At 76.5% G+C, this 14,191-nt stretch carries 10 protein-coding genes and 1 pseudogene; 2 read left to right on the top strand and 9 right to left on the bottom strand.

The features are described from left to right. Positions 1-147 precede the first annotated feature (147 nt). The 8 genes and pseudogenes from BS72_RS30310 to BS72_RS32905 all read right to left on the bottom strand — a co-directional run. A pseudogene (locus BS72_RS30310) lies at positions 148-861 on the bottom strand (DUF1365 domain-containing protein); the annotation flags it as partial. A gap of 88 nt (positions 862-949) precedes the next feature. Beyond that, on the bottom strand, positions 950-2,212 hold the full coding sequence (locus BS72_RS30305; protein WP_037915046.1) for an NAD(P)/FAD-dependent oxidoreductase: 1,263 nt from the start codon (positions 2,210-2,212) through the stop codon (positions 950-952). 937 nt (positions 2,213-3,149) lie between these two features. After that, positions 3,150-4,202: a P1 family peptidase gene (locus BS72_RS30295; protein WP_063836217.1), complete on the bottom strand. Its 1,053-nt coding sequence runs from the start codon at positions 4,200-4,202 to the stop codon at positions 3,150-3,152. Positions 4,203-4,396: 194 nt separating this feature from the next. After that, a complete protein-coding gene (locus BS72_RS30290; protein WP_051951843.1) occupies positions 4,397-4,744 on the bottom strand; it encodes a PH domain-containing protein in 348 nt (115 codons plus the stop codon). A gap of 499 nt (positions 4,745-5,243) precedes the next feature. Next, the gene (locus BS72_RS30285; RefSeq protein WP_037915041.1) at positions 5,244-6,287 is read right to left on the bottom strand and encodes an NAD(+)/NADH kinase; all 1,044 of its coding nucleotides are present in this window, start codon (positions 6,285-6,287) and stop codon (positions 5,244-5,246) included. Positions 6,288-6,579: 292 nt separating this feature from the next. Then, on the bottom strand, positions 6,580-9,321 hold the full coding sequence (locus BS72_RS36870) for an alpha/beta hydrolase (protein ID WP_037915039.1): 2,742 nt from the start codon (positions 9,319-9,321) through the stop codon (positions 6,580-6,582). Continuing rightward, positions 9,318-9,497 carry a hypothetical protein gene (locus BS72_RS30275; protein ID WP_037915038.1) on the bottom strand — a complete coding sequence of 60 codons (180 nt, stop codon included), beginning with the start codon at positions 9,495-9,497 and terminating at the stop codon, positions 9,318-9,320. The genes BS72_RS36870 and BS72_RS30275 overlap by 4 nt, the downstream gene beginning before the upstream one ends. After that, positions 9,494-11,443 (bottom strand): amidase, encoded by a 1,950-nt coding sequence (locus BS72_RS32905; protein WP_078901755.1) that lies wholly within the window; start codon positions 11,441-11,443, stop codon positions 9,494-9,496. Before BS72_RS32905 ends, BS72_RS30275 begins: the two co-directional genes overlap by 4 nt. A 477-nt stretch (positions 11,444-11,920) precedes the next feature. On the opposite strand from BS72_RS32905, the gene BS72_RS30265 reads away from it, so the two are divergent. Together BS72_RS30265 and BS72_RS30260 are read left to right on the top strand one after the other, a co-directional pair. Further along, positions 11,921-12,481: a GNAT family N-acetyltransferase gene (locus BS72_RS30265; protein ID WP_037915036.1), complete on the top strand. Its 561-nt coding sequence runs from the start codon at positions 11,921-11,923 to the stop codon at positions 12,479-12,481. A 94-nt stretch (positions 12,482-12,575) separates the two neighbouring features. Then, the gene (locus BS72_RS30260; protein WP_051951842.1) at positions 12,576-13,427 is read left to right on the top strand and encodes a sulfurtransferase; all 852 of its coding nucleotides are present in this window, start codon (positions 12,576-12,578) and stop codon (positions 13,425-13,427) included. 192 nt (positions 13,428-13,619) lie between these two features. Here BS72_RS30260 and BS72_RS30255 read toward each other — a convergent pair whose 3' ends face one another. Further along, positions 13,620-14,075, bottom strand: a complete 456-nt coding sequence (locus BS72_RS30255) for a GNAT family N-acetyltransferase (RefSeq protein ID WP_037915035.1) — start codon at positions 14,073-14,075, stop codon at positions 13,620-13,622. Positions 14,076-14,191: the final 116 nt, after the last annotated feature.

Here is a 14,191-nt window from a genome sequence, read left to right as displayed (position 1 = left end):
TTGCCCGCGAGGGCGGGCGCGGCTTCGGGGCCGGGAGCGGGCGAGTCCGCGGACGGGGGACGAGCGGGGCCGTGCCGGAGGGCGGGGCTGCCTGGCCGTCGTCCGGACCCGCGGCCGGGTCCGTCGGGCCGTGTACGGCGGTTCGGCTCATCCCATGCCCTCCTGGGTGCGATGGTGCGGGCGGGGCCGCACGGGCAGGCCCCGCAGGTACAGGTAGGCGCCGTGGCCGCGGATGGCCAGCGCCACCGCCGCCGTCGGCCAGGGGTGGCGGGCCGCCGCGGCGAGCAGCGCGGGCAGCGTGGCCGCGCGGCGCGTCCCCCGGACCATGGCGGTGAACGGCGGCGCGCCGTCCCGGACCAGCTGGACCGTCAGGTCCAGGCTCTCGCCGGGTTCGGGCAGCCGCATCCGGTAGGCGCCGTCCACGGGGTTGAACGGGGAGACGTACAGCTCCTTGCGGACCTCGGCGCGGCCCCGCGCGTCGGGGCGCACCAGGTAGCAGTGGCGCTCCCCGTAGGTGTTGTGCACCTCGGCGACGACGCAGCGCAGGGCGCCCGTCCGGTCGTGGCACCAGTAGACCGTCAGCGGGTTGAAGACGTACCCGAGCACCCGGGCGGCGGCCAGCATCCACACCTGTCCGCCGTCCAGGTCGACGTCCCGGGCGGCCAGGAAGCGGTCGAGTCCGGCCCGCAGGGTGGGCGCCGTGCCCGCGAAGTGGTCGCGCGGCTCGAACCGGGCCAGCGGGCGCAGGCCGCGCGGCAGCACCGGGGGCCGGTCGACGTCCACCAGCCACAGGTAGGTGCGGTGCCGGAAGGAGTGGCGCACGGGGGCGGCCCTGGCGTGCGCGATCGTGCACCGGTAGAGCCAGGCGGCGGGCGGTTGGCCCGAACGGGCGACTCCGGCCTGGCCCGGGGGCGGCCCCGGAAGCGGTGGCCCGGGCCGCCGGGCGCCCTCACCACGCCACCCCCAGCGTCGCGGCGGCCTCCACCCCGGCGCGGCAGCCGTCCTCGTGGAACCCCCAGCCGCGGTAGGCGCCGGCGAAGGCGCACACCGGTGTGTCCAGCCCGCGCAGGCCCGGCTGGGCGGCCACCGACTCCGGCGTGTACACCGGGTGCTCGTACACCATCCGGGCCAGCACCCGGTCCGGGGCGACGGCGCCGGCGGCGTTGAGGGTGACCACGTAGTCCCCGGCGGTGTCCAGCCGCTGGAGGCGGTTCAGGTGGTAGCTGACCCGCACCTGGTCGGCCGGGGCCTGGCACGAGGGCATGGCGTAGTTCCAGGAGGCGCGGGCGCGCGGCGCGCGGGGCAGCACGGAGGCGTCGGTGTGCAGCACCGCCTCGTTGCGTGAGTAGCGGAACGCGCCGAGCAGCCGCCGCTCCTCGGGGGTGGCGTCGGCGAGCATCCGCAGTGCCTGGTCGGGGTGGACGGCGACGACCACGCCGTCGTAGCGGCGGACCGTGCCGTCGGCGGCGGTGACCTCCGCGCCGTCGGGCAGCCGCCGCACCGCCCGTACGGGGGTCGAGGCGAGCACGGTGTCGACGTGCTCGCCGATCCGCTCGACATAGGAGGCGGAGCCGCCGACGACGGTCCGCCAGTGGGGTGATCCGGTGACCGACAGCAGTCCGTGGTGGATCAGGAAGCGGAACAGGTAGGCGGCCGGGTAGCGCATCGCCGTCTCCGGGGAGCACGACCACACCGACGCCACCAGCGGCTTCACGAAGTGCGCCGTGAAGTAGGGCGGGAAGCGCCGTTCGGCGAGGAAGCCGCCGAGGGTGAGCCGCTCGGCGCGCCCGGAAGCCAGCGCCGCGCGGGCGGCGCGGTGGAAGACCGGCACCGTCGCCAGCATTCTCAGGTGGCGGCCGTGCAGCAGGCTGCTCGGGCGGGCGAAGAGGCCGCCCGGGCCGCGGGCCCCCGCGTACTCCAGCCCGCACCCGCCGCAGCTGACCGACAGGCTCATCTCGGACCCCTGGGTGGCCACGCCCAGCTCGGAGAAGAGCCGCAGCATCAGCGGGTAGGTGCGGGTGTTGTGCACGATGAAGCCGCTGTCGACGCGGACGCGCCGCCCGTCGGGGCCGGTCACCTCGTGGGTGTGGGCGTGGCCGCCGAGCCGGCCGTCCGCCTCGTACAGGGTGACCGCGCGGGCGCGGCTCAGCACGTAGGCCGCGCTGAGGCCGGCGACCCCCGAGCCCACGACCGCGATCCGTCGTTCCGGCAACCGGACTCCTCCGTTCGGTGTGGCGGGCTCCGTCCCCGGTCCTACGGCCGGGCGCGGGGCCCCGTCCCCCGGTGTTCGGTGCCGGCGGCGGGGCGGTTGGGGCCGGCACCGGCACCGGCGCCGCCTTCCTGGTCCCGGACGGGCGCCGGCAGGCCGTCGGCGGCCTTGACCGGTACGGGACGGCCTTCCGAGTCCCCGACCCGTACCGGACCGCCTTCCGGGTACCCGATCGGTACCGGATGACGCCGTCCTGGGCGGTCCGCCTCGGCCCGGGACGGCGTCCGGGGGGAGCCGTCGGACGTCCGGCAGGGCCGCCGTGACGCTCCGGCGCAGGAGCCGGGCGCCGCGCGGAGCGCGCCCGGTCCACGGCCCGGCGGTACGCGAGCGCCATGGGCCGCGCTGCCGCGACCGGGGGCGAAGCGGGCCCCGCCGCGCCACGCCTCGATCAGCACCTCCCGGGCGGCCTCTTCGGCCTGGCACGGCGCACCGGCATCCGCCGCACCAGGCCGAGCACCGCGCCGCCGCCCCGGCGTAGACGGCCTCGGACGCTCGCCGGCCGCCTCGCGAGACGCGGTCGGGCAGCTTCTCCCACGCCCCCGTGCCGAGGCTCGCGGACGCGCCGCCTCACGTGCGGCCATGCGCGCGGACACCTCCGTCTGTCGCCGCCCCAGGTGCTTGGGCGCCGGGCGGCGCGCCGGTCAACCGCGCGGCGCCCCTTCCGGGAGTCTCACGCGGACACGGCCCCGCGGGCGGCTCCGCCACGCCGGGGAGCCGGCCCGCCGCCGGCGCCTGGGCCGCCGCGACGTCCAGGGGCGGTGCCCGTCGGCCGCACCGGCGCCCGCCCGGCACCGCCCGGACGGCAACCAGCCTCCGGGGAAACAGGATATGACGCCTCGTCAGTCCGTCATTCGTCCGAACGGCCGCGAGTGAATGATCGTCACGTCCCGGGGCCGGGCAGGCCGTACAGGTCGCGGTAGCTGGGGAAGGTTCCGCCGGGGCCGCGGACGGTGGTGGCGGTGAGGACGGCGTGCAGCACGGCGCGGGTGAGGGTGTCGGCGCCGGCCGCCAGGATCTCGTCGAGCGCGCCCGCCGCCCGGTGGACGCCGAACGCGGGGTCGACGAGATCCTCGCGGCCGGCGCCCTCGGGCAGCAGGGAGCGGCGCCCGGTGGCCAGGGTGAAGACGGTGTCGCCGTCGGTCAGCAGGTGCGCCGGGCGGATGGCGCGGGCCAGGCCGTCGTGGGCGGCGCCGGCCAGCTTGTGGGCCTGGGCGCGGGTGAGGTCCGCGTCGGTGGCCACCACGGCGAGCGTGGTGTTGAGGGGCGCCGGCGGCTCGGCCGTCCAGGCCCGGGCCCGCTCCAGCGCCGCCGGGGGCAGCGGGGAGCCGTCGAGGCCGAACTCCGCCGCCCAGCGCGGCTGGGCACCCCACAGCGCGCCGGTGGCGGGGTCGGCGGGCCGGCCGGAGGAGTTCACCGCGGCCAGCGCGGCCACCACCGTCCCGGACCCCAGTACCTGGCTGGCCGTGCCGACGCCGCCCTTGAGGCCGCCCGCGACGGCTCCGGCGCCGGCCCCGACGCAGCCCTGCCGCACCCGGGCGCCCTCCGGCCGGCGCGCGGCGGCGGCCACGGCGGCGCGGCCCAGGGCGCGGTCGGGGCGGGCCGTCCAGTCGCCACCGCGGCCGAGGTCGAAGAGGGCCGCGGCGGGCACCACCGGCACCACGTGGCCGCCGCCCACAGGGAAACCGCGGCCCTGCTCCTCCAGCCACCCGGCCACTCCGGCCGCGGTGTCCAGGCCGAAGGCGCTGCCGCCGGTGAGGACCACCGCCTCGATCCGCTGGACGAGGTTCCGCGGGTCCAGCGCGTCCGTCTCGCGGGTGCCGGGGCCTCCGCCGCGCACGTCCACCGCGCAGACGGCGCCGCCGGGCGGTGCCAGGACGACGGTGGTGCCGGTCAGCTGCCCCGGGCCGGTGTACTCGGCGTGGCCGACCCGCAGGCCGGCGACGTCGGTGAGCGCGTTGGCCGACCCGGTGCGAGGTCCCGCGCCCCAGCCGGTGCTCGGTCCGCTCCGGTCCCCGTGCCCCTCCGTCCGCGCCACCGCGCCCGCCTCCCGCCTGTGCGCTCGGCCGCCACCGGGGCGGCCGGGCGCCGCCGGGGCCTGTCTCCCAGGGGCCGGGCCCCAGGAGGGGTTCACACCACTTTGCCACCGCCGCCGCCGACCGGCACGGCGTGCGCCTCCAGCGCGGCCTCGAACGCGTCGGGGTCGTCCGGGGTGACGAACGGGCGGACCGTGTGGCCGAGGTCCAGGACCAGTCCCTTGCCCTTGCGTATCCGCCGGGGGTCGAGGTTCGCCCACAGCGTGGGGTTGGCGGTGCCCCAGATCCGGGCCTGGCCGGTGAGCGGGCCCAGGGGAACACGGGTGGCCGACTTGATGGCCGAGTAGGGGACGGTCTTGCTGCCCCACGGGAAGTAGTACCCGCGGATGCGGACGGCGTCCTCGGTGCAGGTGATCCAACGGTCGTGATAGGCGGTGGCCATAGCTCTATCCTCCCCCTCCCGGATCGGGCGACACGAGGGGGCCGGTCCCGGGAGCGGTTTCCGGCCACCATCTGCGGCACGCGTGCCCCGAACGGGCCCGTCAGGAGACGGCGCCCGCCGGGGGCGGAGGGCCGGCCCGGCGCGCCCCGGGCCCGGATACCGCGCGGTGGTTCAGCTCGCCGTGACGCCGCGGCCCGGCGCGAGGTCGGCGCGGTCCGGGTCGGCGCGGTCCGGGTCGGCGGGGTGGCGACGGCACCGGTGACGCCGCCGCCGATGGAGGCCGCGAACTCCCGCAGCGCGCAGCCGGGTCCGGCGGCGCGCCGGGGTGCCGCTCACGCCGGTGCGGCGGCCGGTGCCGGAGACGCGGGGGGTCGCACGGCAGACGATTCGATCCCCGAAAAGGGTTACTGACGACATGTAGACACGTCAGCCACAGGCAGGCGTGTACCGCTTCACGCCGGACCGCCGGCCCACCGGGCCTCGGGCCGGGCGGGCCGGGTCACCGCGCGGGCGGCGGCAGGCGCAGCGAGGACATGTCCTCGGGGATCTCCGGCGTCGGCGGGGGGAAGGTCTCCGGCGCCACCCCGTCGGCGGCGGTGGCCGGCGCGTCGGAGAGCCGGAACCGCTCCCGCAGCCGCTGGTAGAAGTCGGCCGGCCGCAGCCGCAGCAGGCGCAGCCGCCGAGGGGCCGGGTAGACGCCGACCCAGTCGCCGGGGCCGAGTACGCCGCGCAGTTCGCCGTCGATGCTCACCGCGACCTGGCCGGAGTGCGGCAGGATCTTCGCGGCGACCGGCTCGTCGGGGGCGGCGACCACCGTCCGGTTGAACGGCATGTGGGGGGCGACCGGGGTGAAGACCAGCCCCTCGACGCGCGGGGAGAGCACCGGGCCGCCGGCGGCGAAGCTGTAGGCGGTGGAGCCGGTCGCGGTGGCGACGATCACCGCGTCGGCGGAGTAGGAGGCCAGCAGGTGGCCGGCGACGTAGACGGCGACGGCCACCTGCCGGTCGCGGGCGAGCTTCTCCAGGACCACGTCGTTGAGGGCCGCGACGTCGAGCGCGACGCCCCACCCGGTGTCGCCGGTGCGCGGGGCCGGCGGGGGCAGGCCGGGACCGCGGCCGCGCAGCAGCGCGTCCATGTCGTCGGGGACGGCGAGCGGCCGGGAGGTGCGCAGGGTGAGGGTCAGCCGCTCCTCCACCTGGGCCTCGTCGCGGCGCACCGCCTCCAGGGCGGGGATGATGTCGTCGCAGGCCACCTCGGTGAGGAAGCCGACCCGGCCGAGGTTCACGCCCAGCACGCCGGCGCCGTCGTGGGCCGCGATCCGGGCGCCGCGCAGGAAGGTGCCGTCGCCGCCGAGGGTGACGATGACGTCCGGGTGGCCGGCCGCCTGGGCCTCCTCGCTGCCGGAGAGCCGGGGTTCGCGCCACACGTCGATGTCGGCGCAGGGGATGCCGTGCTCCTCGCACCAGTTGTGCACCAGGTAGGCGGTGGCGACCGCGACGGGCCGCGCCTCGTGGACCACCAGGCCGAGCCGGTTGAGGGGCATGGGGTGCCTTCCTGCCGAGTGCGCCCGGCGCCGTCCGCGTCCTGTCCGGGCACCGCCGGCGCGCCGCCGCAGCGTCCTTCCTGGCTCTCATCCCTACCGTACGGCGGGCCTCGGCGCGTGGCGCTCCCCCTCCGGCCCGGCGCGTCTCACCCGGCCGCCGGGCCACGGGGCCACCGGGCCGGAGCGGGACGTGCCGCGCCCCGCCGGCCGCCCGGGGTGCTCCGGGTGGCGGCGGGCGCGGCGCGCGGGGGCGGGCCGGGCCCGCGGCGGGGTGTCCGCCGGGCCCGGGCGGTCAGTGCCCCCGCCCCTGGTGTCCGGCGCAGACGTCGCCCTGCGGGCCGACCGGCGGAGCCGCGGTGGCGGTGCCGGTCACGCCGTCGTCCTCGCGGACGGTCAGGGTGCCGAAGTCCTGGCCGCCGAGGACGGCGCCGGAGGGGTCGGAGACCGCGGCCTTGTAGGCCGTGGTCGCGGCGGTGCCCGGCGCGGTGTCGCCGGTGACGGGCACGGCGACGGCGCGGCAGGTGGCGCCGGGCGGGAAGGTGACCTCCTGGGCGCCGGGGCCGACGGGGCCGGTGGCCGCGCCGAGCACGCTCAGCCAGACGGTGACCGGGCTGGCGCTGGGCCGGGTGAGGTAGACGGCGAGGTGGTCGGTGGCCGGGCCGTCGCCCTCCTCGACCTCGGTGGAGGCCACGTCGACGGCGGTCCTGGGGTGGGCGGCGGGGGTGCCCTGGTCGGACCGTTCGAGGGCGAGGTCGGACAGGTACACTCCGCCGCCGGTGGTGCCGTCCGGGCCCGCCAGCGGGGTGAACGCGACCCGGGCGAGCCGGGAGGTGTCCACGCCGGCCTTCCGCAGCGTGCTCACCGGCACCCGCACCTGCTGGAGGACGATCTTGCTGAGCAGGGTGGTGCCGGCGGCGCCCGGCATCCGGCGCACCCCCCACGGGTTGAGCGAGGAGACCGGCGCGCTCCAGGTGCGGCCCCGGGTGTCGGTGACGCTGAGGCGGACGTCGGTGGCGGTCGCGACGGACTCGTCGGGCGACATGTCGACGGTGAGGTCGTCGTACCGGGAGGCGTCGCGGGCGCTCGGCGGCACGGTGACGGCGACGCCGCCGGCACCGCCGGTCGTTCCCCCGGCGCCCGTGGTGCCCTGCGCGCCGGCCGCGTCTGTCCACGCCATGTGCGTCATGGGGTTGAGCGGCACGTTGGGCGCGTAGTTGGCGGGCGTCCAGTAGGGCACCTGCTGCTTGGCGAGGGTGCTGCCGTCGGCCGGGCAGGACGGCAGCGCCTGCACGGTGGTGCGGCCGGGGTAGCTGGCGCAGACGGCGGCGCTGGTGGCGCCGGTGGCCGTCACCAGGGGCGAGGCGGCCTTGAAGGTGGCGATGTCGGCGCGGTCGGCGGCGGGCTGCTGGGCCACGGTGCGGACGTCGGCGTAGCCGGCGACGGACGGCGGTTCCTGGCCGGAGCCGTCGAACATGCCCTGGAACGCGTCCTGGTGGCCGAGGGTCGACTCGAAGAAGCCCGCCACGTACGCGGAGCCCACCTGGTACTGCTGGTCGGCGGTGAGCCGGATGTTCTGCCCGGAGGCCAGGGCGGTGGCGCTGGTGCCGCAGACCGGGTCGTCGGAGCGGGACCAGTCGTCGGAGGCGCCGGGGTAGGGCGGCGTCCACGACGAGTTGTAGAAGTCGTGGTCGGTGCCCATGACCCACACGTTCGAGCGCTGCACGTCGTCGGCGAAGGTGCCGTCGCGGGAGTCGGCGTAGTAGTGCTGGCCCTGCTGGTCGGAGACGTCCCCGTCGCAGTAGGGCAGCAGGGTGGTGGTGACGACGTCGGGCAGGGTGGCGCGGGTGAAGTCGATCGGGGCCAGCGCGAAGACCGAGCGGATGCCCCAGGGCTGCGCCAGGCTCTCGTTGAGGGTGGCGGCGGTGACGACGCCCTCGCCGCCGCGGGAGTGGCCCATCAGCCCGATCCGGGAGAAGTCCATGGTGCCGACGAGCCGGCGGGCGGTCACGGTGCCGCCCGGGTAGGTGGTGCGGCCGGCGGCGAGGGCCTGGTCGAGGGTGGTGTCCTTGCCGGTGGCGGCGTCGAAGTAGCTGACGGGCCGTCCGGTGTCGGCCTTCTTGAGCATCGTCAGCGTGTCCAGGACGAGTTGGCCGCGGGTGCCGGCGCCGTCGTCCGGGGAGAGCTGGTTGTCGTTGGCGTTGATGGCGTTGGCGGATATGGACACCACGGTGTAGCCGTCGGCGGCCAGCGCGTCGCCGGCGCCGTCGTAGCCGGCGTAGCTGAGGATGGGAGCGGTGCCGGCCGGACAGGGCCAGCCGCTGGCGCCCTTGAGGGTGGTGGTGTTGTAGCAGGAGCTGTGCCGTCCGTGCAGGAAGACGACCAGCGGGTGCGGGCCGGGCGCGGCCGGCAGGTAGACGCGGCCTTCGAGTTCGCCGCGGATGCCGCCGATGTCGGCGAGCGGGATCGACTGCGCGCCGAAGTCGTAGTCGGCGACGGTGTAGGCGCCGTGCCCGACGGTGGTGGGGTCGGCGGCGGTGGTGCCGGTGCCGCCGGGTCGCGCGCCGCCGTGCTGCCGGGTGCGCTGCTGGGCGGCGAGCTGGGCGCTCGTCGAGGGCAGGGTGGTCGGTCCGGTAGCGGTGCTGTCGCCGCCGGTGGACCAGTGCCAGCTCACAGCGGTGGCGCGGGCCGCCGCGGGGTCGGTGGTGGCGGCGGTGAGGGTGCGGCCGTCGGCGGACTCCGCGGCCGGGCCCAGGTCGGTGCCGCCGACGGTGAGTTCGGGCACGTCGTCGCGGACCGGAAGGGCCTGGTCCAGGCGGAGTCGGACGAGGTAGCCGCCGGCCGCGCGGGTGACGGACCAGTCGTGCCCGGAGGCCACGGTGCCGGAGTCGGCGCCGGGCGCGGCGGCGGAGGCCGCGGGCGCGGCGGCCAGGGCGGCGCCGAGGGAGAGCGCCGTGGCCGCGAGGGCGGCGGCGCCTCTGGCGGCGCGTCTGCGGGCGGGTGCGGGGGCGCCGGTGCGGCGCCGGGTGGTGGTCATACGGTGCTGGCCTCGCTCGCGGGGGCGTCGGGATCGTCGTTCGGGTAGGGGTAGAAGGCGGTGCCGAGCTTGGGCAGCCAGCCGACGGTGGCGATGGGCCGGGTGCCGTCCGCCGGGTGCTGCGGGGGCAGGCCGGCGTTGACGACGGGCTGCCAGGCCACGGTGAGGAACGTCATCGCAGGGCCTCCTCGGCCACCAGCGGGTCGTTGGACAGCTCGGGCGGCGTGGCGGGTTCGGCCCGCAGGACGCGCGGGGCGAGCTTGGGCGCGGCGGCGACCGGGTCGGGCGGCGCGGCGGTGTGGTACTGCGGGTAGTGCGCCTGGTAGTCGAGGGCGGCCTGGACGATCAGCGGCTCGCTGAAGCGCGGCCCCCAGAACTGGGCGGAGATCGGCAGCCCGACGGTGCTGTCGTACCCGACCGGGAAGGAGACCATCGGCCAGGTCAGCGCGTTGGGCAGCTGGTAGTAGGCGCGGTAGACGGGGAAGCCGCCGCCGGCCCGCAGCCCGATCTGGGCGCCGATGGAGAAGACCAGCATGAAGTCCACACCGGCCGCGTCCAGCGCCGCCTGGTAGTTGGCCTGGAGGGTGCGGCGCCGGTGCTCCCCCTCGGCCCGCACCGAGGCCGGTATCAGACCGGCGAAGCGCGTCGCGGAGTCGAAGGACGCGGCGGCCTCGCCGGGCGCCTTGCGGCCGTACTGGGCGAGCAGTGCGGCGGCCTGGTCGGCGGGGCGGGTGGCGGCGAAGTCCTTGACGGCGTCCCAGTAGCGGATCTCGTACCGGTTGGGGCTGAGCACCGCGGAGGACGGCGAGACCGGGGAGCCGTCGACCGTGGCCAGCACGTCGGTGGTGGAGAAGTACGGGTCGTTGGCGGCGACCGTGACGTCCAGGCCCGGGAACTCCTTGACGGTGGCGCCCAGCGAGGCCAGCTGCTCCTTGAGCCGGTCGAAGGCGGCCAGGTGGTCGGCGTCGTAGGTGTCCTGCGGGGAGGTACCGGACTGCACGCCGCGGCTGGTGCGCATCCAGTCGGTCTGCGGGATGCCGATGGTGGTGCCGGCCAGCGGCCTGCGGCCGGTGCGGGCGGTCAGCGGCATCGCCGGGAACGGGTCGGGCGCGGAGAGGCTGAGCGGGTCGTCGGCGGGGTCGGGGCCGAGGATCACCGACAGGATCAGCGAGGCGTCACGGACCGAGCGGGCGATGGGGCCGAGGACGTCGTACCCGGGCGACAGCGGCATCAGGCCGGCCACCGGGGTGGTGCCGAGCGAGGGCTTGATGCCGCTGGCCCCGTTGGCGGCCGAGGGCATCATGATCGAGCCGCCGGTCTCCTCGCCGATGGCCGCGGCGGCCAGCCGGGCCACCGGGGCGACGCCGGAGCCCTGGCTGGAACCACCGGGCACGTAGGCGGGGTTCCAGGCGTTGCCGGCGAACGTGCCGGTGATCGAGCCGGAGAAGGCCGAGGCGACGGTGTGGCCGAGGATGACCGCGCCGGCGTCCCGCAGCCGCTTCACCACGGTGGCGTCGCGCAGGGCGGCGTTGCCGTCGAAGGCGTGGCTGCCGTCCTTGGCCTCAAGTCCCTTGACGGCGACGGAGTCCTTGACGCCGAAGGGGATGCCGAGCAGCGGCGGCAGCTCCTCGCGGGTGTGCCGGGCGCGGGCGAAGCGGGCGTCGGCGGCAGCGGCGGCGGCCAGGGCGCCGTCGCGGTCGACACGGACGAAGGCGTTGTAGAGGCCGTTGTCGCCGTAGGTCTCGAAGGGGCCGTTGAGGCGGTCGATGCGATCCAGGTACGCGGTGGTCACCTGCACGGCGGTGACGACGCGGGCCCGCAGCAGCGCGGCCAGTTCCACCACCTCGTAGTCGACCAGCCGCGCCCGGCGCGGGATCGCCGACACCTTCGGCAGGGCGGCGGTCAGCCGGGCGGCGGCGGAGGCGTCGGGAGTGGCCGCCCGGGTGGCGGGCGTGGCGGAGGCGGGGCCGGCCACCGCCACGGAGACGGCGGCGGCACCGGTCACGGCGGCGGCACCGCCGATGAGGGCACGGCGGCTGGGCCCGTGGGCGGCGGTTGCGGCGGCGGGCTCGGGGCCGGCGCCGGGGGCCTGTGCGGCGGGAACGGGAAGGTCTGTCGGCATGCGCGGGTGTCCTGTCCGGTGCGGGAACGGGATACGGAACGCGGGGGGATGGGTGGAGCCAGTGGCACGCGCGGCTCCGTTCCCGGTCCGGGAACGACCGCGCACCGCGACCCTACGACCTGCGGAATGCCGAACGAAAGACGTTGATCGCCTTGAATTATCGGGCCCATTGGACATCCACGCCTGCATTTCGTTGGCGTTCCGGTCGGGTTAATTGCCCGGCGCGGACAATCCGTCCGGCGCCGGGCAATCCCGCCGCTTCCGCCGCGCGCCGTCTCGCGGAACGGACGCCCGACAGGCGGGCGAAACGAAAACTCAACACAGGACGTCCGCATATATGCGCAAGAGGTGACGGCTGCGCCGGACGTTCACGGTGGGGCGGCGGGACCGGAACGGGGTCCACTCGACCGGAAGCCGCCACCACCGCCGCCGACCGTCCGGGACCCCGGCCCGACGGGCCGCGGTAGGTTGCCCGCCGTGACCGCTACGACCGAGCCCGAGCCCCTGCCCTGGCCGCCCGCCACCCCCCTCAGGACCGAGCGGCTCGTGCTCCGCGGGCCCGAGGCCCGGGACCGCCCGGCGTTCGTCGAGCTGTTCACCTCACCGGAGGTGGGCACCTACGTCGGCGGCCCCCGGCCGCGTGCCGAGCTCGAACGCGCGTTGCCCGAGACACCCAAGGGGCGCCCCGGCCTCTTCGTGGTCGATCTCGACGGGGCAATGATCGGCGTCATCGAGCTCAACCGGCGTGACGCGGAGCACCGGAGCCGCGTCCGTCCGGACGCCGGGGAGGCCGAGCTCGGCTACCTGCTGCTGCCCGAGGCGTGGGGACACGGGTACGCCGCCGAGGCGTGCGCGGCGGCGCTCGGCTGGTTCGCCGACGCGCTTCCCGGCGAGCCGGTGGTGCTCACCACCCAGACCGCCAACACCGCCTCGATGCGCCTCGCGGCGAAGCTGGGGTTCACCGAGGTGCGACGGTACGAGGAGTGGGGCGCCGAACAGTGGCTGGGCATCTGGTCCCCGGCCCCGCCGTCCGCTTGAGCCCGCGCCCGTCGGCACGGCGGACCGGCGGGCCAGCGTCTCGCAGTTCGGAACTCTGTGGCTCACATAATGGACAGGTGGCTAAGGTCGACCCATGAGTGAACTCGTAGACATCCCGCCCTTCGCACGGACCGAGGAGCTGGAAGACCTGCCGGGGCGAGTGGTTCTCGCGGACACGAGGTGGTACCTGGACGGCCGTTCCGGGCGCGCCGCGTACGAGGGGGGACACCTGCCGGGCGCCGTGTTCGTGGACCTCGACCGCTGGCTGACCGGGCCCGCCACGCTGGAAGGCGGCCGGAACCCGATGCCGTCGCCGGAGGTGTTCGCCGAAGGGATGCGGGCGCTGGGGGTCGGCGACGACGACATCGTCGTCGCCTACGACGACCAGGGCGGTGTCATAGCGGCCCGGCTGGTGTGGATGCTCCGCACCACGGGACGCCGCGCGGCGGTCCTCGACGGCGGACTCACCGCCTACCTCGCGGCGCACCCCGACTCCCTGACCGCGGAGGAGCCGGTACCCGCCGCCGGCGACTTCTCCGTCCGCCCCTGGCCGGCGCGGCTGCTGGCCGAGGCCGACGAGGTGACCGGGCCGGACGTCCTGGCGGTCGACGCCCGCAACCGCGACCGCTTCGTCGGCCGGCAGGACCCGGTCGACCCGCGTCCGGGCCACGTCCCGGGCGCGGTGAACGTCCCGTGCCGGGAGAACCTGGACGGCGACGGACGCCTCCTGCCCGCGCGGCGGATCAGGGAGAACTTCGCCGCCGCGGGAGTGGACCAGAACACCGCGTCGAGGGTTGTCTCCTACTGCGGCTCCGGGGTGACGGCCTGCCACAACCTGCTGACCCTGGAGCACACGGGCCTCGGCCATGGCCGGCTCTACGTCGGCGGCTGGTCCGCCTACAGCCGGGACGAGTCCCGCCCGGTGGAGACCGGGGCCGCTCGCTGAGACTCCCCCGCTTGGCCGAGGCGTCGGCCGAGCGGGGCTCCGAGCATCCCTCGGCGCTTCCGCCGGGCCCCGCCTCCGGCCGACTGCCGCGCGGCCGCCACCCCGACCGGGTTCGCCGGGTCCACCCCGGCCGCCGGGTCCACCGTGCTCGCCGAGGACCGGGCGCGGTTCCGGCGCACGGCGCCTCGGCCGTCAGAGACGCTTTGTCATGAAGACGCTGAGCGGGTCGGGCCGGTAGTCCGCGAAGGGCTCGCAGCGCTCGAAGCCGAACCGCTCGTAGAGTCGCCGGGCGGGCTGGAAGAAGTCCTCGGCGCCGGTCTCCAGGCTCAGCCGGGAGACGCCCGCCCCGCGTGCCTCCTCGATGATGTGCCCCAGCAGCAGGGACCCGATACCCGCGCCCCGGCGGGCGGCCGCCGTGCGCATCGACTTCAGCTCCGCGTGGCCGTCGTCCAGCCGCTTCAGCGCGCCGCAGCCGACGAGGACGCCGTCGTCGCGCACCGCCCAGAAGGTGATGCCGGGGGCCCGCAGGGCTTCCAGGTCCAGAGCGTGGACGCTTTCCGGCGGCGAGATGGACCGCATCTGCTGCACGTGCTCGTCGAGGAACCCGGCGATCTCCGGCCCGGAGAGGTCGTCCACCGCGATCTGCATACTGCCGCCGCCCTTTGCTCCCCCCGTACTCCCCGGGGCACTCCCCCGCACACCGGGGCCGACGGGCAGTTTATCCGCTCTCCCTATCCGGCCATCCGGCCTCCCCGCAGCTCAGC

Origin of the sequence: Actinacidiphila yeochonensis CN732 (assembly GCF_000745345.1) — a bacterium.
Lineage (GTDB): Bacteria > Actinomycetota > Actinomycetes > Streptomycetales > Streptomycetaceae > Actinacidiphila > Actinacidiphila yeochonensis.
The sequence above is the reverse complement of the archived record's forward strand: the minus strand, read 5'-3'. Positions and strand labels throughout refer to the sequence as shown.

Bases quoted from the DNA above. Each gene is read 5' to 3' on its own strand.
- BS72_RS30290 (WP_051951843.1), bottom strand. From the start codon at position 4,744: ATGGCCACCGCCTATCACGACCGTTGGATCACCTGCACCGAGGACGCC.
- BS72_RS30285 (WP_037915041.1), bottom strand. From the start codon at position 6,287: ATGCCCCTCAACCGGCTCGGCCTGGTGGTCCACGAGGCGCGGCCCGTC.
- BS72_RS36870 (WP_037915039.1), bottom strand. From the start codon at position 9,321: ATGACCACCACCCGGCGCCGCACCGGCGCCCCCGCACCCGCCCGCAGA.
- BS72_RS30275 (WP_037915038.1), bottom strand. From the start codon at position 9,497: ATGACGTTCCTCACCGTGGCCTGGCAGCCCGTCGTCAACGCCGGCCTG.
- BS72_RS32905 (WP_078901755.1), bottom strand. From the start codon at position 11,443: ATGCCGACAGACCTTCCCGTTCCCGCCGCACAGGCCCCCGGCGCCGGC.
- BS72_RS30260 (WP_051951842.1), top strand. From the start codon at position 12,576: ATGAGTGAACTCGTAGACATCCCGCCCTTCGCACGGACCGAGGAGCTG.
- BS72_RS30255 (WP_037915035.1), bottom strand. From the start codon at position 14,075: ATGCAGATCGCGGTGGACGACCTCTCCGGGCCGGAGATCGCCGGGTTC.